A 17,527-nucleotide genomic window follows, 5' to 3' on the forward strand; every position below is an offset into this window, starting at 1 on the left:
GTCCGAGGCGGCCGCGCACCTCGCGCAGGCGCTGGACCGGTGCGCCCCGGACCGCCGGCTCGCGATCCAGAGCCGGCTCGCGCGCCAGCTCCGGATCGCCGGCGACCACGCCGGCGCGGTCGAGAACGCGGCCGAGGCGCTCAAGGGCTACGAGGCCGCCGGCGACCTGCTCGCGGCGGCGGCCCCGGCGGAGGACCTGACCCTCGCGCTGGTCTACGGCGACGGCGACCTCGACCGCGCCGAGAACGTGGTGCGCGAGCAGCTCGCCCGGATCCCGGACACCCGCGAGTTCCTGAACACCCGGATCGGCCTGACCACGGCCCTGGCGGCGGTCGTGCTGCGCCAGCACGATCCCGCGGAGCTGAAGCGGCTCGGCGAGGAGTCGATGCACCTGGCCGAGATCAGCGGCGACCCCCGGCTGATCGCGGACAGCTGGATCACCTACGCGCTGAGCGCCGTCACCGACGGGCTGCCGCAGCTCGCCGTCACGCTGCTGGAGCGGGCCGCCGAGCTGGCCGGGGAGCACCGCGCGCTCCGGGTGCGCGGGATCGCCCTGGTCAACCTGGCCGGGTTCGCGACCTTCGAGAACCTCACCCTCGGCGTCCGCGGAGCCCGGGACGCCTGCGCCACCGGGCGCGAGCTCGGGGACACCTACCTGAGCTCGTTCGCCGGTGCGAACCTCGCCCTCGCGCTCCTGCTCGACGGGAACTGGGACGAGGCGCTGGCGCTGGCCTCCGCCGACGACCTGCGCACGCACATGCCGATCGAGTCACGGATCTTCCGCCGGCTGATCCGGTCCGGGCGCGGCGAACCGACGACCGACGAGGTCGTCGGCGACGACGACGAACGGGACCTGGAGTCCCGGGAGCTGATCGACCGGGCGCTCGAAGCCCGCGAGGCCGGGGCCGCGGACGCGGTCGGCCTGGCGATCAGCGGTGCCCGGAGGGCGCTGGGCGAAGCCACGGCGGACGAGCTCTGGTTCGGCTGGCTGCTCGCCTCCGAGATCATCCACGAGCTCGGCGACGACGGCACCCGGGCGGAGGTGCTCGCCCTGGTCGAGGACGAGAACCGTCCGTGGCCGGCGTCGGTCCGGTCGCAGCGAGCGCGGCTGCGCGCGGCCGTCGGCGCCGCCGGCTCGCTGTCCGACCAGGTCGTGGAGGAGTGCTTCACCGAGGCGGTCGACACCGCCCGGGCGTGGGGATCGCCGCTCTTCGAGGCGCACGCCCGCGCCGACTACGGCAGCTGGCTGCTGGCCCGGGGCCGGGAGGCGGAGGGCGCCGACCAGACCGGACGCGCGCGGGCCTTCTACGAACAGGTCGGCGCGACCCGGTGGCTCGCCGCGCTCGACGCCCGGAGCGCGCGATGAGGACCTGTCCGGCGTGCGGCACCCCCGACCAGTCCGACGGCGCGAAGTTCTGCCTGGAGTGCGGCAACGCGCTGGAAGCGGATCCGACCTGTTCGGGGTGCGGCGCGGAGCTGCCGCCGACCGGGAAGTTCTGCCCGGGCTGCGGGACCGCGCGCGAGGCTCGGCCGGCGGCGCCCACCGGCGCTTCCGGTCCTGGCTCGGGCGCGGCCCGGAAGATCACCAGCGTGCTCTTCGGCGACCTGGTCGGGTTCACCACGATCTCGGAGAGCCGCGACCCCGAGGAGGTCCGCGAGCTGCTGACGGCGTACTTCGACGAGTGCCGCGCGGTGGTCTCCCGGTACGGCGGCGAGCTGGAGAAGTTCATCGGGGACGCGGTGATGGCCGTCTGGGGTCTGCCGGTCACCCGCGAGGACGACGCCGAGCGGGCGGTCCGCGCCGGGCTGGAGCTGGTCGAGCGGGTCCAGGCCCTCGGCGACCGGATCGACGTGGCCGGGCTGAACATGCGGGTCGGCATCACCACCGCCGAGGTGGCGGTCACCCGCGGGGCGACCGGCCAGGGCATGGTCGCCGGCGACCCGGTCAACACCGCGGCCCGGATCCAGTCGACGGCACACCCGGGCGAGGTCTGGGTCGACGAGACCACCCGGGCGTTCTCGGCGTCCTCGATCAGCTACGCGGACGCGGGGGCGCACGCGATGAAGGGCAAGGCCGAGCCGGTCCCGCTGTGGAAGGTGCGGGCGGTGGTGGCCGGTGTCGGCGGGGACCGGCGTGACGACGGCCTGGAGGCGCCGCTGACCGGCCGCGACCGCGAGCTGCGGCTGGTCAAGGAGGTCTTCCACGGCGTCCAGGAGACCCACCGGCCGGGCATGCTGGTGATCGACGGCGAAGCCGGGATCGGCAAGTCCCGGCTGGGCTGGGAGTTCGAGAAGTACGTCGACGGCTTCGAGGCGAACGTGCTCTGGCACCGCGGCCGCTGCCTCTCCTACGGCGAGGGCGTCGCCTACTACGCGCTCGCCGAGGCCGTCCGGTCCCGGGTCGCCGTCCTCGCCGGGGCCGAGCCCGATGCCGACTCGGCGTACGGGGACCTGCTCCCGCGGGCGCTGCTGGCCTGCGTGCCGGACGCGACCGAGCGGCAGTGGCTGGAACCGCGGCTGGGCGCGCTGCTCGGGCTCGCCGCCGGCACCTCCTACCCGCGCGAGGACCTGTTCGTCGCCTGGACGACGTTCTTCAAGTACGTCGGGCAGTCCAGCTCCGACACCGCGGCCCCGGTGGTCCTGGTGATCGACGACGCCCAGTACGCCGACGCCGGCCTGCTGGCCTTCCTCGAGCACCTGCTCGCCGCCGCCGACTACCCGGTCTTCGTGCTCGGACTGGCGCGCCCCGAGCTGCTCGCCGAGCACCCCGGGCTGGTCGGCAACCGCCGGGTCACCGTCGTCCACCTGGAGCCGCTGACCGCGCCCGAGATGGCCCGGCTCCTGGACGCGCTGGTCTCCGGGGTCCCGCAGCCGATCCGGGACGAGCTGGTGACCCGGGCCGCCGGGGTGCCGCTCTTCGCCATCGAGACCGTCCGGTCGCTGGTCGACCAGGGGCTGGTGGTGGCGGGGGACGGCGGCTACCTGCTCTCCGACCCGGACACCGTCGACCTGGGGGCGCTCACCGCGCCGGCCAGCCTCCAGGCCCTGATCGGCGCCCGGCTGGACACCCTCCCGGCCGACGAGCGCAAGGTCGTGGACCGGGCGAGCGTCCTGGGCGTCGTGTTCACCGACGACGGGATCGCCGCGCTGTGCGCCGACGTCGCCGACCTGCACGAGACGCTCGGCGCCCTGGTCCGGCGCGAGGTGCTGCGCCGCGAGACCGACCGGCTGAGCGCCGACTACGGCAGCTACAAGTTCGTCCAGGGCGCCGTCCGGCAGGTCGCCTACGGGATGCTCTCGCGTCGCGACCGGAAGGCGACCCACCTCGATGTCGCCCGCGCCTTCGAGGCCGAGCTGGAGGCGCGCAGCGACGCCTACGAGCTGGCGCCGATCATCGCCCAGCACTACCTGGACGCCATCGAGGCGGTACCGGCCGACCCGGACGTGCCGGAGCTGACCCGGGCGGCCTCGGACCAGCTGGAGCGGGCGGCGGACCGGGCCGCGTCGCTGGGGGCGCCGCGCGAGGCGGCGGGCCACCTGGCGAAGGCCCTGGAGCACGCCGAGCCCGAGCGCCGGCTCGCCCTCCAGGGCAGGCTGGCGCGCCAGCTGCGCATCGCCGGCGACAACGACCGCGCGATCCAGCACGCCGCCGAAGCCCTCAAGGGCTACGAAGCGGTCGGCGACGTCATCGGCGCCGCCGGTCCCGCCGAGGACCTGGCGCGCGCGCTCGTCTACAGCGACGGTGACCTCAACCGCGCGATCACCGTCCTGCGCGACCTCACCGCCCGGGTCCCCGACCAGCCGGACACCCTGGACGTGCGGCTCGCCCTGGCGAACGCGACGAGCGCGGTCCTGCTGCGCTCCGGCGACTCAGCGGCGTACGCCGACGCCACCTGGCACGCCCTCCGGCTCGCCGAGCAGGTGACCGACGTCGGGAAGGTCGCGGAGGCCTGGAGCGGCGTCGCGATCTCGAGCCAGGCCACGATGCCGCGGACCAGCCGGATGCTGCTCGAGCGCGCCGCGGAGCTGGCCGCCGAGAGCCGGGCGCTGCGGCCACGCGGGATCGCCCTGGTGAACCTCACCGCCGGCGCCGGCTTCGACGACACGGCGGCGGCGGTGCGCCACGGGCGCGACGCGATCGCCGCGGCGAGCGAGCTCGGCGAGGCGTACATGCTCGCGATGGCGCGGTTCAACCTGGCCCAGACCCTGCTGCTGACCGGCGAGTGGACCGAGGCCGTCGAGCTGGTCGAGAACGAGGAGGTGGGCGCCTTCCTCGACGTGAGCAGGGACGGCACCCTCCGGGCGGTGGCGCTGGCCCGTGCCGCCGAGGGGATGCCGAGCGTGGCGGCGACGCTCGGGCAGGACCCGGACGACATGGACGACCCGCTCTGGGGCGCGGAGTACGACCTCGACCTCGCCCTGGAGGCACTGGCGACCGGCTCGACCGAAGCGGCCGCACTGGCGGTCAGGGCTGCCCGCGCCGCGGGCGACGCCACCTCCAACGGCGGCGACTTCTGGCCGGTCTGGCTGGCCGCGTCGCAGGTCGTGCGCGAGACCGGCGACCGGGCCGCCCTGGCCGAGATCGTCGCGTTCGTCGGTGCGCAGAACGGTCCGTGGCCGACCGGGATCGTCGCCCAGCGGACCCGGCTCGAGGCGATCGCCGGGCAGGACGGGTCGCGGCCGGCCGAGGAGGTCGAGGCCGACCTCCGGCGGGCACTGGACCTGACCCGGGCCTGGCGATCCCCCCTGTACGAGGCGCACGTCCACGCCGACCTCGGCCGCTGGCTGCGGGACACGGGTCGTGCCGAGGAGGCCGGGGTGCTGATCGGTCACGCCCGCGCGTTCTACGAGGGCATCGGCGCCGTGCGCTGGCTGGACGAGCTCAGCTGAGCCGGTCCAGCGCCTCCGGCCGGAGTACGACGACCCGGCCGCGGCCGAGCTCGACGACGCCGCGCTTCGCGAGCTTCTGGAGCACCTCGTTGACGCTCGGCCGGGTTCCGCCGACCAGGCCGGCCAGCTGCTCCTGCGTCAGCGGGATCGTCACCGGCCCGCCGCCCGCGCCGTAGGTCCGGACCAGGTCGCGGAGCCTGCGGGCGACCCGCCGGTCCAGGCCGTCGTACATGACCTCGAGCAGGCGGCTGCTCAGCTCCTCGATCCGGTTCGACAGCAGGGTGAGGAGCAGCTCGCCGGTGGCCGGGTGCCGGTGCCGCAGGTCCGCGAAGGCCGCTGTCGACAGCGTGCGGGTCACCGCCGGTTCCAGCGCGACCACGGTCGCGGTCCGCACCGGGGCGGCGCTGCCGAGCAGGGAGAGCTCGCCGAACCAGTCGCCGGGGCCGAGCACGCTGAGCATCGCGGTGTCCCCGGCCGCGGTGTCGACGCGGACGGCGAGCCGGCCCTCCTCCACCAGGTGCAGGCTGTCCGAGGGGTCGCCCTCCCGGACCAGCACCTCGCCGCGGGCGTAGCTGCGTCGGCGGGTGCTCGCCACCAGGCCGTCCCGCTCGGTCGCGGGCAGCGGGGCGAGCAGCGGCCAGTCCACCGGCTCAGTGAAGCACCTCCGAACCGCTGCGTCAGGAAGTCGACCGGTCTAGCGTCGGCTGCCCGACAGACCTGGACAGAACCGCGGAGGAGAGTAGTTTCCATCAGGGGAAGCCACCCGTCTCCCCGAGACCCGAGGAGCGCACCATGGTCAACAAGCAGCGTCCCGACGACTACCTGCTGGGCGAGGAGCCCGACGTCGAAGGTCACCTCGAGGGTCCCGAGCAGGTCGGCACCCTGGACGACGACGACGTCGAGGGCCACTTCCAGGTCCGGCAGCACTCGCAGCCCAACCTCGGCAGCGACGACGACGTCGAGGGCGGTCCCCTGACCTGAACGCCGTCCACCCGATGAGCGCCGGGAACGGCCTGGCCCGTTCCGTGGCCGCCGTGCGCGAGCTGTTCGACGCGGCGGCCTGCTCGTGCGCGCTGGCCGACGAGGACGGCGGCGCCCTGACCTTCGCCGCCGCCGACGGCATCGGCGCTGCCGAGGTCGTCGGCGTGCAGGTCCCGGTCGGCCGCGGCCTGGTCGGCTGGACGGCGATGTCCGGCCAGCCGGTCGCGGTGCGCGACGTCCGCGCCGACACCCGGTTCGCCCAGGACATCGCCGAGGGCACCGGCTACGTCCCGACCACGATCCTGGCCGCCCCGTTCTTCGACGGCGCCGGCGAGGTCGTCGGCGTCCTGGAGGTGCTCGACCCCGGGATCGAGCTGGTCGGCGACTGGCCGCTCGCAGTGCTCGGCACGCTCGCCTCGCAGCTCGCCGCCGTCGTCGCCGGCAACGGCGCCTCCTCCTCCGACGAGCGGTACGCCGCCCTGGGTCGTCGCGTCGCCGAGCTGGTCGAGAACCAGCGCGCATGAACCGACTGCCGGCCTGGTCGGAGGCGTTCGCCTCGGACCGGATCCCCGACCTCCCCGCCCTGCCCCTGGCCGATGCCCGTGAGTGGGCCTTCGCCGGGTCGACCGGGGCGGGGGTGTCGGTGGCCGTCGTGGACAGCGGTGTCGACGCCGACCACCCCGCCGTCGGGGGCGTCGCGTCGGCGGTCGCGATGGAGCCGGACGACACCCGCGACGAGCGCTACCGCGCCGTCGAGGGACCGCACGAGGACCTGTTCGGCCACGGCACCGCGTGCGCCGCGATCATCCGCTCGCTCGCCCCCGACGTGGAGCTGCACAGCGTCCGGGTGCTCGGCTCCAACCTCAAGGGCCGCGGCCTGCTCTTCCACGCCGGGCTGGAGTGGGTGGTCGAGCGCGGGCTGCACGTCGCGAACCTCTCGCTGTCGAGCAAGGCCGAGGGCATGTTCGCCCCGCTCCACGACGTCGCCGACCGGGCCTACTTCGCCCGGACGCTGCTGGTCTGCGCGGCGAACAACCAGCCCGGCCCGACGTACCCGGCCGAGTTCGCCTCGGTCGTCTCGGTCGCGTGCCGGCCGGGCGAGGACCCCTGGACGCTGACGAGCAACCCGAACCCGCCGGTCGAGTTCGGCGCCCGCGGGATCGATGTCGAGGTCGCCTGGGCGGACGGCGGCAGCACCGTCGCCACCGGCAACAGCTTCGCGGCCCCGCACGTCGCCGCGATGGCGGCGCTGATCCTGGCCAAGCACCCGGGCCTGGCGCCGTACCAGGTCAAGGCGGTGCTGCAGGCGGTCAGCGACAACGCGCGCTGACGTCGCGCCGCCAGGCGGGCAGCATCAGCGCCGCGCCGAGGAGGAAGCAGAGGGCGCCGAGCAGCGTGCCGCCGACCGAGGCGCGCGCGTCGAGGTAGTCGTCGGTGCTCGGCAGCACGTAGCTCGCCAGCGCCGACCACATGAAGAAGACCGACCCGAGCATGTTCAGCCAGGCGATCCACCACGGCAGCGAGCGCGGGCGGACGCCGAGGAAGCCGGCGCCGAGGGCGAGCACGGCGTACGTGCTGGCGACCAGGAACAGCACCGACCCGAAGAAGTCAGGCCGCCAGACGTGCCGGTCCTCCGCGGCCGCGGTCGCGTTCACCACGAGGACCGCCGCGGTGCTGACGTTGAAGAAGAGCGTGCCCGGGAACTGGGTCACCGCGGCCATCCAGCCGCGGTCGTGCGGCAGCCAGCCCCGGAACCGCAGCGGGACGGCCCGGTGCTGCCCCGCGGCGTCGACGCCGACGGTCCCCGGGCTCTGCGCCTGGACCAGCTGGCAGTACGACGCCGAGGTGAAGAAGAGCGACCCGACGAAGTAGGTGAGCGCGTCGAGCGGACCGCCCACCGCGTTCGCGTACGCCGGCACCGACCCGACCGCGAAGAGCGCCGATCCCACCATGAAGAGCCACGCGATCGCCGCGTTGAGCCGTACCGGCGTGACCTGCACGTCCTCCCCCGTTCGTCGGTCCGGGTGTCGTGGACTCCGATCAGACCATCCCGCCGGGGGATCGCGAAAGGCCGACCCCGGTGTCGTCGCCGGGGATGACCGTTTCGTTCGCCAGGGCTACGATAATTCTCGCCGTCGAACCACGTGCGGAGCCCCGGTGACGGGAGGTCAGTCATGCGAAGTTCCCACTTGTCCTCAGCAGAGCAATTCGCGCAGCTGGCGCTCGAGTTGCACGACGAGTCGTCGATCGAGCAGACCGTCGACAAGGTCCTCGAGTTCGCCCTCAGAGCCACCGGCGCCGACCATGCCGCAGTCGTCCTGGCACACCCCGAGAAGGGTCCCGAGAAGGGCCCCGAAAAGGGCCCAGGGACGCGCTTGGAGACCGCCGCCGCGACCGACCCGTTCGTGTCCCGCGTCGTCGCTGCGCAGGTGGCGCTGGGCGAGGGGCCGGTCCTGACGGTCCTGGACGACCAGCCGAGCCTGCTCGTCGCCGATTGCCAGCAGGAGACCCGCTGGCCGGACTGGGCGCGGATGGTGGGCGAGGCCGGCATGCGCAGCCTGTTCTGCGTGCGGATCTACACCAGCGCCTCGACCGTCGGCACCTTGAACCTCTACGCGCGTCGGCCGCACGCGTTCGACGCCGACGACCAGGCGGTCGCGCACGTGCTGGCCCGCCATGCCGCCGTCGCACTCGCCGACGTCCTGGAGGAGAAGCACCTGTGGCGGACGGTGGACGCCCGCAAGCGCGTCGGCCAGGCGCAGGGGATCCTGATGGAGCGCTTCGACCTGACCGCCGACCAGGCCTTCGCACTTCTCGCGCGCTACTCCCAGGACAAGGACATGAAGCTCCGGCAGGTGGCCGACCTGCTGGTCGAGACCCGCTGCCTTCCCGACGAGCTCTCCCACGACGAGCCCGGACCCGGCCAGCCCGGGCACCCGGAGCCCAGCCGCGGGCCCGCGCCGGTTCCCCGTCCCCCGATCACTGACAGGCGCCCAGCGGGAGCCCGCCGGTCACGGTCGCAGCCGTCCGGACCGGCGCTCGTCCTCGAACAGCACTCCGTGCTGGACCGGGACGCCGTCGTCGATCGCGGAGGGCGCTGACCCGAGCAGCGCCCGGACCCGGTCGCGATCCGCGGCGCCGTCACCGGGACAGCTGACCACGAGCAACCGCTCTCCGGCGTCGTGCTCGACCGCGGCGGCGTACCCGGCCTCGACCAGCCGAGCCAGCAGCACCGCCGGGTCCTGCCCTTCCGGCACCCGGTAGCTCAGCGTCTGCACTCTCGGGTCCGCCTGGTCCTGGCGAACGGCGTCCTTCGTGCGTCGGGTGGTCCGCGCCCAGCTTCTCGCGGTGATCCAGACGACGATCAACCCGACGAGCCCGAGCACCAGGATGACGGCCAGCAGCGCAACCATGACAACCTCCCGCATTCCCGGTCGACGACGAGCTCTCGTTGCGGGTCCGAGCTCACCCCGGTCGACTTACCCGAACGGTCCCACCCGAAACGTCGCGTGCTCACCCGTGCGCGGCCTTGAAGAGGTGGACCGCGGCCGACGAGACGCCGGTCAGCTCGGTGGCCTCTTCGTCGGTGATGCGGCCGTCCGCCTCCGCCAGGGCCGCCTTCAGGTCGGCCAGCGCCCGCCTGCGCTCGGCGTCGGCCGCGACGAACCGGCCGCCCGCCGCGCGCAGGCGCACCCTCAGATCCTCAGCCACCCTGGACTCCATCCCCACTCCCGGCCCCACTCCCGGCCGCCACTCCCGGCCGCCACTCCCGGCCCCACTCCCGGGCCCTCGCCTCGGGCCTCGCCCGCGACGTAAGTCGGTCACACCTCGCCGGTACCCGCTTCCGCAGTCGGTACACGGGGTGCCGGAGCCCGATCGCGGCGTGTGGCCCGCCCGGGGTCGGGTACCTGGGTGCAGTCGGGCGGTCCGAGGACCCGCCCGCTCGCCCAGGAGAAGTGGAGGCCGGAGATGGCAGTGACTTCGTTCCAAGATCTTCCGTTCGCCGATCGCAACCGCGAGTGGGACGGCGACGCCGCGGAGAAACGGGTCCGGGAGTGGGCGGGAGCCACCGACGAGCCGAACGAGCGCTACCGCGACGCGCACGTCTGGTACGACGCCGCCAAGAAGGAGAACTTCACCGCCTACAAGCTCCTCGTGGCCGATGTCGTCGGCGGCACCCTGGAGGCCGTGCCGCGCGGCGTCATGGCTGCCGCGAACGTCGTGGCGGGCGGCCGCGGCGGCGTCGACCTGCCTGCGGGCGACGTCGAGCGCGTGAAGTCCCACCTGGCGAAGTACTACGCCAAGATGGGCGACCCCGCGCCCTGGGACGACCCGGACAGCGACCGCTGAGGAAACGCGGGTCGCCGTGGCGGGACCGGGCCCGTCACCACTCTGGCCTGTCGTACCGGAGCGTGCTTGACTCGAACCGTCGATCCGCGTCGCCGGAAGACGCGGCCAGGAGCGTTCTCATGACCGCGTTGAAAGTCGGCTACTTCGTCGGCAGCCTTTCCTCGACCTCGATCAACCGGATCCTGTCGCGAGCACTGATCCGGCTGGCCCCCGACGACCTCGAGTTCACCGAGATCCCGATCGGCGACCTGCCGCTGTACAGCCCCGACTACGACAGCGACTACCCACCGACGGCGCGGGCGCTGAAAGACGCGATCGCCGCCGTCGACGCCGTCCTGTTCGTCACGCCGGAGTACAACCGCTCGATCCCCGGAGCGCTGAAGAACGCGATCGACTGGGCGTCCCGGCCCTGGGGCCAGAACTCCTTCGACCACATCCCGGCCGCCGTCATCGGCGCCTCCGTCGGTCAGATCGGCACCGCCATGGGGCAGCAGAGCCTGCGCGGCGTGCTGAGCTTCTGCAACGCCCGGCAGATGACCTCGCCCGAGGCGTACATCCAGTACTCACCCGAGGTCTTCCACGACGACGGCGAGGTCACCAGCGACTCCACCCGGGAGTTCCTGACCGCCTTCATGGCCGAGTTCCGCACCTACATCGGCATGGTGCTGACGGTGCTGCCCCGACCGCAGGAGTCGGGCACCCCCTGACCTCGGGCAGATCCCGGTCAGTGCGAGGCGGCCTTGCCGCCCTTGCGTCCGGCCTTCACCTTCTGGGCGTGGGTGCCACCCTGGGAACTGTCCCCCGACCCCGAGTGGCTCTTCTTGCCGCCGTGCTCGGAGGCGTCCGGGGAGTTGGCGATCTTCGCCGCCCGCTGCTTCGACATGCCCTTGTCCTTGAGGGCCTCGTACTGCTTCTCGTTCTTCACGTCCGAGCTCTTGCTCGGCATCGCTGCTCACCTCCGGATTCCCCGTGGAGCCGTTCGCGCTCCCGCTGATCCGGTACCCAGTGTGCGAGCGGCCGAACCGGGCACACGAGAGGGATGAAGGACCGAAGGACGAACGCCGGCCGGGCGCGGGTCGGCATCTCGGGATGGCAGTACCCGGGGTGGCGCGGAGACTTCTACCCGACCGGTCTCCCCCATGCCGCCGAGCTGACCTACGCCGCCGAGCGCTTCACGACGATCGAGCTCAACGGATCGTTCTACTCGCTGCAGCGACCTTCGTCGTACCGGCGGTGGCGCGACGCCACACCCGAGGACTTCGTCTTCGCGGTCAAGGGAGGTCGCTACATCACCCACCTCAAGCGGCTGCGCGGGATCGAGACCGCGCTGGCGAACTTCTACGCCTCCGGCGTCCTGCTCCTGGGGCCGAAGCTGGGGCCGTTCCTGTGGCAGCTCCCCGAGCTGGTCCAGTACGACGAGGACGTCCTCGACGGTTTCCTCGGACAGCTCCCCCGGTCGACGGCGGAGGCCGCCGAGCTGGCGTCCCGGCACGACGCCAAGGCCCGGTACACGGACTACGACGCACCTGCGTCGGGAATGCCCCTCAGGCACGCCCTCGAGGTCCGGCACAGCAGCTTCGACACCCCCGGCTTCTACGAGCTGCTCCGCAGGCACGGCGTCGCCTGCGTCGTCGCCGACACCGCCGCGCGGTGGCCGCAGCTCGACGTCGAGACGGCACCGTTCGACTACGTCCGGCTCCACGGCCACTCCGAGCTGTACGCCAGCCGGTACGCGGACCGCACCCTGGAACGCTGGGCGACCCGCTGCCGACGAGCGACGTCGGCCGGCCGCGACATCTACGTGTACTTCGACAACGACGCGCGCGGACACGCACCGCACGACGCCACCCGCCTCGCGGCCATGCTCACGGCGACGTAGGGCCCTCGCCCAGCTCTCCGCCGGGAAGCACGAACCGCGGCAGCGGGTCCTGGTCGTCGCGGCCGGGGCGGACGAACTCGAAGGCGGGCGTGGTGACCAGGCGCCAGTCCGGGTCCGCCCCCGCGGCGGTGCGCAGCTCCTCGGCGCAGTCGACGTGCATCGGCGGCAGGTGGAAGGCGCTGCGGCCCACCTCCTCCGGCGTCCCCAGGAAGGCGATCGGGCGACCCAACGACATCGCACACCCTCCGCAGACGCGGGACAACGCGCACTGGGTCACCCAGCGACGCTCGTGCAACCGGTCGCCCTGGGTGAGCATCAGGAGGCCTTCGCCTCCCGCGACCGGCCCCGGGACCAGACGCCGAGCTCCTTCATCCGCGCCGGGCGCTCGTCGTCGGAGCGCCGTCCCCGGTCGCGGACCGGCGACGGCGGCTCGGGTCGGTCCGGGGAGGTCCAGCCGTTCGGCACCGAGAGCTTGACGATCGTGCGCAGCGCCTGGCCGTACTGCCGGTGCAGCGGGCCGGTCGTGTACGGGATGTCGTACTTGGCGCACAGCTCACGCACCTTGACCGAGATCGCGGCGTACCGGTTGCTCGGCAGGTCCGGGAACAGGTGGTGCTCGATCTGGAAGCCGAGGTTGCCCGAGAGCACGTGCAGCAACGGGCCGCCCTCGAAGTTCGCCGCGCCGAGGATCTGCCTCAGGTACCACTCCGCGCGGGTCTCCTCGTCGATCTCCTCCTCGGTGAAGTGCTCGGCCCCGTCGGGGAAGTGGCCGCAGAAGATGATCACGTAGGACCACAGGTTGCGGGTCAGGTTCGCCGCGGCGTTCGCCACCAGCGTCGTCCGCCACCGCCGTCCCGAGAGCGCCGGGTAGACGAGGTAGTCCTTCAGCGCCTGGTTCCGGCCCTTGCGGAGGATCTGCCGGAGCTGGCGGCGCATCTCCACCGGGTCCTTCTCCCCCTTGCGGATCCGCTCGATGTCCAGGTCGTGCAGCGCGACGCCCCACTCGAACAGCGAGGCCAGCAGGGCGTTGTAGACCGGCTGGCCGAGGTTGTACGGCGACCACCGCTGCTCGCGCGCCATCCGCAGGATGCCGTAGCCGATGTCGTTGTCGAAGCCGAGCACGTTGGTGAACTGGTGGTGCACGTAGTTGTGGCTGTGCTTCCACTGCTCGGCCGGCTGCGCGGTGTCCCACTCCCAGGTCGAGGAGTGGATCTCCGGGTCGTTCATCCAGTCCCACTGGCCGTGCATCACGTTGTGGCCGATCTCCATGTTCTCGAGGATCTTGTGGAGCGCGAGCAGCCCGCCGCCCAGGACCGCCGCGGGCACCCGGGTGCGGCGGTGCTGCGTGCCGAGGATCAGCGTGAGCCTGCCGGCGACGGCCAGGGAGCGCTGGACCCGGATCAGCCGGTTGATGTAGGCCGCGTCGGCAGCGCCGCGCGACTCCTCCACCTCGGCGCGGATCGCGTCCAGCTCGCGACCGAGCTGCTCGACCTCGTCCTCGGACAGGTGCATGTACTCACGGACGTCGGAGATCGCCACGTCGGTTTCCTCTCGTCTCCTAGATGTCGAACGTGCAGTCCCCCACCGCGGTGGTCACGCAGGTCTGCACCGGCTCGTTGGGCTGGTTGAACTCGTCGCCGTTGCGCAGGTCCCGGACCGTGCCGGAGACGAGGGTCAGGGTGCAGGTGTGGCAGATGCCCATCCGGCACCCGTACGGCATGCCGACGCCGGCCTCCTCGCCTGCTTCGAGCACCGTGGTGGCGCCGTCGGACTCCACCGTCCTGCCGGTGTTGCGGAACGTGAGCGTCCCGCCCTCGCCGCCGTCGCCGCCGCGCTGGAGCGAGAATCTCTCCAGGTGCAGGCGTTCCTCCAGGCCGGCGGACCCGAAGTGGTCCACGATCGCGTCGAGCATCGGTCCGGGGCCGCAGGCGTAGGTCTCGCGCTCGCGCCAGTCCGGGCACAGGTGGTCGAGGTCCGCGAGCTCGAGCATGCCGTCGGTGTCGGTGTAGAGCTTGTGCACGGTCAGGTTCGCGTGCTCGTCCTGCAGCCGCTCGATCTCCTCGCGGAAGATCATCCGTGCCTCGGTCGGCGAGGAGTAGTGCAGGACGACGTCCGGCATCGGCCTGCCGCTGGTGCGGGCGCGCCGGTCCAGCGTCCTCAGCATCGCCATCACCGGCGTCACCCCGCTCCCGCCGACCAGGAAGAGCAGCTTCGCCGGCGGCGGGTCGGGCAGCACGAAGTCGCCGTCGGGCAGAGCCAGCCGGACCACGGTCCCCGGCGCCAGCCCTCCGACGAGGTGGGAGGAGATGAACCCCTCGGGCATCGCGCGCACCGTGATCGCGATCGTGCGCCCCCGTCCCCGCCGGTACGACGTCCGCGGTGCCGAGCTGATCGAGTACGACCGCCACTGGAACCGGCCGTCGACCTGGGTCCCGATGCCGACGTACTGCCCGGGCCGGTGGTCGTACCGCCAGCCCCAGCCCGGCCGGATGACCAGAGTCGCCGCGTCGTCGGTCTCGGGGATGACCTCCTCGACCCGGCCGCGGAGCTCACGAGCGGTCCACAGCGGGCTCAGCAGCCTCAGGTAGTCGTCGGGCAGCAGCGGGGTGGTGAGGGTGTCAGCAGCCTTGCGCACCCGGCCCCACCCGGTGCGGTGCGTCTCTGCCGTCGCGGGTGCCATGGCCTCAGTGAACAAGTGATCACTGACTGGTTCAAGACGATGCATGAAGGTCGTGGAAGAGGGAACGGGGGCGTGTTGTCAGGACGGGTTTTCCACGTCGCCCCGCCAGCCGCCGGTCGCGCCGCCCCGGGACTCGATGAAGTCCTTGAACCGCTCGAGGTCCTTGCTCACCTGCCGGTCGTCCACGCCGACGAGCGCGCCCGCCTTCTCGGCGAGACCCTCGGGCTCCCAGTCGATCTGGGCGGTCACCCGGGTCTGGTTCTCGTTGAGCCGGTGGAAAGTCACGACCCCGGCGTGGAGAGTCCCGTCCTCGGACTTCCACGCGACCCGCTCGTCGGGGTGCTGCTCGGTGATGACGGCGTCGAACTCGCGGCGCTGGCCGCCGATCGAGGTGACCCAGTGCAGACGGGTGTCGTCCAGCTGCTGGATCTGTTCGACCCCACCCATGAACTCGGGGAACTCCTCGAACTGCGTCCACTGGTTGTAGACGGTGCGGACGGGAACGTCGACGTCGACGGACTCGGTGATCGTGGGCATGCTCTCGCCTCTCTGCAGTCGGTCACGTGCTTCTCCAGGAGGTGGTTCCCGGTCAGCGTGCGGACAAACGCGCCCGCGGGTCCGGCGACGAACCCTCGGGGTCGTAGCTGACCAGGAGCAGGGCGAGGTCGTCGGCCAGCGAGTGCCCGGCTGCGTGCTGGAGCTCCGCGAGCAGGTTGTCCAGCGCGGTCTCGACGGGCTCGCGGCCGACCGCCGGGAGGAACGCGGCAGGGTCCACGAAGGAGCCGTCGGGTGTCCGGGCCTCGATGAGTCCGTCGGTGTAGAGCAGCAGGCGGTCTCCCGGGGCGAGGACCCCCTCGGTCGGGTCGGGATCACTCCCGAGGCCGAGCGGCACCGTGGGCTTGAGCTCGATCGTCTCGACCCGTCCGGACGCGGTGAGCAGGAGCGGCGGCGGGTGGCCGCAGGAAGCGACCGTGAAGTGGCCGTCGTCGTCGATGTCGACCAGGACCCCGGTCACGAAGTCCTCGATGTCGGGCAGGTAGGGGACCAGGCGGTGGTCGATCTCGCGGGCGACCTCCGCGACGTCACCGGGCCCGGCGGCGGCGGCGCGGAACTCGCCGAGGACGATGGTCGCGGTGCGGACGGCCGCGAGCCCCTTCCCGCGGACGTCACCGACGAGGAGCCGGACCCGGGAACCCAGGGCGACGACCTCGTACAGGTCTCCGCCGATCTGCGCCGCGACCGCCGCCGACACGTAGCGCGCGTTCAGCACGAGGGGCCCGAGGCGCGGCGGTGGCGGCGCGAGGATGGCGCGCTGGGCGACCTCGGCGATCCGGGTGACGTCGGCCAGACGTTCGGACTGCTCCTCGAAGGTGGTGGCCGTGTCGAGCGCCAGTGCGGCCCGCTCGGCGATGCTCTCGACGAAGGCCAGGTCCTCCGCGTCGTACCGGCGTCCGGACTCGGCGTGGATCAGGGTCACGACGCCGAGCGGGGCGTGGCGTCCGACCAGCGGCGCCACGATCGCGCTGGTGAAACCCAGGCGCCGCAGGAGGGCACGGTGCTCGTCGTTGACCGCCGCGGCGTCGACCATCTCGCCCGGGATGTAGGGGTAGATCTCGCTCCTGCCGGTGCGGACGACGTTGGGGGCGCCGGTCGGAGCGTCCATCCGGGTGGGGAACGCGTCCTTCATGCTCCAGGCCCACGCGCTCGTCGCGGGGTCGCGGTGCTGGACCGCCACGGTCTTCAGGTCCTCGCCGTCGAGCAGCTGGACCACGCACCAGTCGGCGAACCGCGGCACCAGCAGGCGCACCACCTCGGCGAGCGTGCTGTCGAGGTCGAGGTTGCGTGAGAGCGTCATCGACGCTTCGGCGAGCAGGGCGGTCCGCTGCGTGGCCGCGTCGTTGGCCTGCAGCTCCTGCGCGCGCAGGACGGCGCTGGTGAGAGCGCTGGCCAGCGAGTGGAGGAAGCCGTCCTCCGCCTTCGAGAACGAGCCCGGCGGGAAGGTCATCGCCAGCAGCCCCAGGGTGTGTCCGTCCCGGTGCAGCGGCAGCACGTGCAGGCTCAGGTCGTGGGGGTAGTAGCCGGCCAGGTCGGGGAACGCCGCCTCGATCTCCTTGACCGTCCGGTAGTGCTGGTCGACCTGGTCGCGGGCAGCCGCCGCCCCCGGTACGTCGCTGTCCAGCGGAACCTCCTGGTAGTGGTCGGCCGCGCGGCTCCCCCGCCCGTTCCAGGTCACCGACCGCAGCACGCCGTCCGGGTCCAGCGAGAGCACCATGGCCGACTTGGCGCCCAGGGTCGCGACGGCGTGGTTGACGAAGCCGTCCGCCACCTCCTTGCCGGTGCGCGCACCCGTCAGCTCGACCGCCAGGGCATCGAGCACGTGCTGGGCCAGGAACGCGGTCCGGTCCCGGTCCCGGATCCGACGTCGGCTGATCTCGGCGATCAGGACGGCGATGCCGCAGAGCAGCACGCAGGCGGCGAAGCGGACCGCCCACTCGCGCTCGCCGAGGTTTCCGTTCCAGATCCCGGAGGCGACCGAGGCCACCAGCGAGGCCACCGCCACCAGGCTGGTGGGAACCGGACCGCAGAAGATCGCCGTCACCAGGGCGCCGCCGGCGTAGACGCCGTTGATCTGCCGTTGCGAGACGACGTCGGTCACGACGAGGACCGCGAGCAGGGCCAGGCCGACGAGCCACCAGTGGCGCTCGATCGTGTCCACGCCGCGTCGCACCACCACACCCACCTTCGAG

The 17,527-nt window shown here is 72.7% G+C and carries 19 protein-coding genes; 9 read left to right on the forward strand and 10 right to left on the reverse strand.

The features are described from left to right. Together AB4Y76_RS07765 and AB4Y76_RS07770 are read left to right on the forward strand one after the other, a co-directional pair. Positions 1-1,366, forward strand: a 1,366-nt coding sequence (locus tag AB4Y76_RS07765) for a hypothetical protein (protein ID WP_441923841.1), incomplete at its 5' end; no start/stop codon positions are given. Continuing rightward, on the forward strand, positions 1,363-4,890 hold the full coding sequence (locus AB4Y76_RS07770; protein ID WP_441923843.1) for an adenylate/guanylate cyclase domain-containing protein: 3,528 nt from the start codon (positions 1,363-1,365) through the stop codon (positions 4,888-4,890). The genes AB4Y76_RS07765 and AB4Y76_RS07770, both read left to right, overlap by 4 nt. Here the strand turns inward: AB4Y76_RS07770 and AB4Y76_RS07775 are convergent. Then, complete coding sequence (locus tag AB4Y76_RS07775) at positions 4,883-5,536, reverse strand: Crp/Fnr family transcriptional regulator (protein WP_441923845.1); 654 nt, start codon at positions 5,534-5,536, stop codon at positions 4,883-4,885. The genes AB4Y76_RS07770 and AB4Y76_RS07775 overlap by 8 nt on opposite strands. 146 nt (positions 5,537-5,682) lie before the next feature. Here AB4Y76_RS07775 and AB4Y76_RS07780 point away from each other — a divergent pair, with 146 nt between their 5' ends. The 3 genes from AB4Y76_RS07780 to AB4Y76_RS07790 are packed head-to-tail and all read left to right on the forward strand — an operon-like array spanning position 5,683 to position 7,201. Then, positions 5,683-5,871, forward strand: coding sequence for a hypothetical protein (locus tag AB4Y76_RS07780; protein WP_441923847.1), 189 nt, complete (start codon positions 5,683-5,685; stop codon positions 5,869-5,871). 14 nt (positions 5,872-5,885) lie between these two features. After that, positions 5,886-6,395, forward strand: a complete 510-nt coding sequence (locus AB4Y76_RS07785; RefSeq protein WP_441923849.1) for a GAF domain-containing protein — start codon at positions 5,886-5,888, stop codon at positions 6,393-6,395. After that, on the forward strand, positions 6,392-7,201 hold the full coding sequence (locus AB4Y76_RS07790) for a S8 family serine peptidase (protein ID WP_441923851.1): 810 nt from the start codon (positions 6,392-6,394) through the stop codon (positions 7,199-7,201). Before AB4Y76_RS07785 ends, AB4Y76_RS07790 begins: the two co-directional genes overlap by 4 nt. Here AB4Y76_RS07790 and AB4Y76_RS07795 read toward each other — a convergent pair. Further along, on the reverse strand, positions 7,182-7,871 hold the full coding sequence (locus tag AB4Y76_RS07795) for a hypothetical protein (RefSeq protein WP_441923853.1): 690 nt from the start codon (positions 7,869-7,871) through the stop codon (positions 7,182-7,184). The genes AB4Y76_RS07790 and AB4Y76_RS07795 overlap by 20 nt on opposite strands. Before the next feature lie 189 nt (positions 7,872-8,060). Here AB4Y76_RS07795 and AB4Y76_RS07800 point away from each other — a divergent pair, with 189 nt between their 5' ends. Then, positions 8,061-8,972 carry a GAF and ANTAR domain-containing protein gene (locus AB4Y76_RS07800; protein ID WP_441923855.1) on the forward strand — a complete coding sequence of 304 codons (912 nt, stop codon included), beginning with the start codon at positions 8,061-8,063 and terminating at the stop codon, positions 8,970-8,972. Here AB4Y76_RS07800 and AB4Y76_RS07805 read toward each other — a convergent pair. Continuing rightward, a complete protein-coding gene (locus AB4Y76_RS07805) occupies positions 8,883-9,284 on the reverse strand; it encodes a hypothetical protein (RefSeq protein WP_441923857.1) in 402 nt (133 codons plus the stop codon). The genes AB4Y76_RS07800 and AB4Y76_RS07805 overlap by 90 nt on opposite strands. A gap of 100 nt (positions 9,285-9,384) precedes the next feature. Next, positions 9,385-9,564 carry a hypothetical protein gene (locus AB4Y76_RS07810; RefSeq protein WP_441923859.1) on the reverse strand — a complete coding sequence of 60 codons (180 nt, stop codon included), beginning with the start codon at positions 9,562-9,564 and terminating at the stop codon, positions 9,385-9,387. A gap of 276 nt (positions 9,565-9,840) precedes the next feature. Between AB4Y76_RS07810 and AB4Y76_RS07815 the strand changes: the two genes are divergently transcribed. Then, entirely contained in the window at positions 9,841-10,221 is a 381-nt protein-coding gene (locus AB4Y76_RS07815) for a hypothetical protein (RefSeq protein ID WP_441923861.1), read from the forward strand. A gap of 119 nt (positions 10,222-10,340) precedes the next feature. After that, a complete protein-coding gene (locus AB4Y76_RS07820; RefSeq protein WP_441923863.1) occupies positions 10,341-10,928 on the forward strand; it encodes an NADPH-dependent FMN reductase in 588 nt (195 codons plus the stop codon). 17 nt (positions 10,929-10,945) lie between these two features. Here the strand turns inward: AB4Y76_RS07820 and AB4Y76_RS07825 are convergent, their stop codons facing one another. Then, a complete protein-coding gene (locus tag AB4Y76_RS07825) occupies positions 10,946-11,167 on the reverse strand; it encodes a DUF7218 family protein (RefSeq protein ID WP_441923865.1) in 222 nt (73 codons plus the stop codon). A gap of 93 nt (positions 11,168-11,260) precedes the next feature. Here AB4Y76_RS07825 and AB4Y76_RS07830 point away from each other — a divergent pair, with 93 nt between their 5' ends. After that, positions 11,261-12,100 (forward strand): DUF72 domain-containing protein, encoded by an 840-nt coding sequence (locus tag AB4Y76_RS07830; protein WP_441923867.1) that lies wholly within the window; start codon positions 11,261-11,263, stop codon positions 12,098-12,100. Here AB4Y76_RS07830 and AB4Y76_RS07835 read toward each other — a convergent pair. The 5 genes from AB4Y76_RS07835 to AB4Y76_RS07855 form a co-directional block, all read right to left on the reverse strand. Further along, on the reverse strand, positions 12,087-12,335 hold the full coding sequence (locus AB4Y76_RS07835) for a hypothetical protein (RefSeq protein ID WP_441923869.1): 249 nt from the start codon (positions 12,333-12,335) through the stop codon (positions 12,087-12,089). The two genes, AB4Y76_RS07830 and AB4Y76_RS07835, sit on opposite strands and share 14 nt — an antisense overlap. Before the next feature lie 80 nt (positions 12,336-12,415). Next, entirely contained in the window at positions 12,416-13,639 is a 1,224-nt protein-coding gene (locus AB4Y76_RS07840) for a fatty acid desaturase family protein (RefSeq protein WP_441923871.1), read from the reverse strand. A 19-nt stretch (positions 13,640-13,658) separates the two neighbouring features. Beyond that, positions 13,659-14,780: a ferredoxin reductase gene (locus AB4Y76_RS07845; protein WP_441923873.1), complete on the reverse strand. Its 1,122-nt coding sequence runs from the start codon at positions 14,778-14,780 to the stop codon at positions 13,659-13,661. Between the two features lie 78 nt (positions 14,781-14,858). Further along, on the reverse strand, positions 14,859-15,317 hold the full coding sequence (locus AB4Y76_RS07850; RefSeq protein WP_441923876.1) for an SRPBCC family protein: 459 nt from the start codon (positions 15,315-15,317) through the stop codon (positions 14,859-14,861). A 52-nt stretch (positions 15,318-15,369) separates the two neighbouring features. After that, on the reverse strand, positions 15,370-17,511 hold the full coding sequence (locus AB4Y76_RS07855) for a PP2C family protein-serine/threonine phosphatase (protein WP_441923878.1): 2,142 nt from the start codon (positions 17,509-17,511) through the stop codon (positions 15,370-15,372). Between the last annotated feature and the right edge of the window lie 16 nt (positions 17,512-17,527).

The organism is Marmoricola sp. RAF53, from assembly GCF_052114005.1.
Taxonomy (GTDB): domain Bacteria; phylum Actinomycetota; class Actinomycetes; order Propionibacteriales; family Nocardioidaceae; genus Marmoricola.

Coding starts and splice junctions, on each gene's coding strand:
- AB4Y76_RS07770 (WP_441923843.1), top strand. CDS start 1,363: ATGAGGACCTGTCCGGCGTGCGGCACCCCCGACCAGTCCGACGGCGCG.
- AB4Y76_RS07780 (WP_441923847.1), top strand. CDS start 5,683: ATGGTCAACAAGCAGCGTCCCGACGACTACCTGCTGGGCGAGGAGCCC.
- AB4Y76_RS07785 (WP_441923849.1), top strand. CDS start 5,886: ATGAGCGCCGGGAACGGCCTGGCCCGTTCCGTGGCCGCCGTGCGCGAG.
- AB4Y76_RS07790 (WP_441923851.1), top strand. CDS start 6,392: ATGAACCGACTGCCGGCCTGGTCGGAGGCGTTCGCCTCGGACCGGATC.
- AB4Y76_RS07805 (WP_441923857.1), bottom strand. CDS start 9,284: ATGGTTGCGCTGCTGGCCGTCATCCTGGTGCTCGGGCTCGTCGGGTTG.
- AB4Y76_RS07815 (WP_441923861.1), top strand. CDS start 9,841: ATGGCAGTGACTTCGTTCCAAGATCTTCCGTTCGCCGATCGCAACCGC.
- AB4Y76_RS07820 (WP_441923863.1), top strand. CDS start 10,341: ATGACCGCGTTGAAAGTCGGCTACTTCGTCGGCAGCCTTTCCTCGACC.
- AB4Y76_RS07825 (WP_441923865.1), bottom strand. CDS start 11,167: ATGCCGAGCAAGAGCTCGGACGTGAAGAACGAGAAGCAGTACGAGGCC.
- AB4Y76_RS07830 (WP_441923867.1), top strand. CDS start 11,261: ATGAAGGACCGAAGGACGAACGCCGGCCGGGCGCGGGTCGGCATCTCG.
- AB4Y76_RS07835 (WP_441923869.1), bottom strand. CDS start 12,335: ATGTCGTTGGGTCGCCCGATCGCCTTCCTGGGGACGCCGGAGGAGGTG.
- AB4Y76_RS07845 (WP_441923873.1), bottom strand. CDS start 14,780: ATGGCACCCGCGACGGCAGAGACGCACCGCACCGGGTGGGGCCGGGTG.
- AB4Y76_RS07850 (WP_441923876.1), bottom strand. CDS start 15,317: ATGCCCACGATCACCGAGTCCGTCGACGTCGACGTTCCCGTCCGCACC.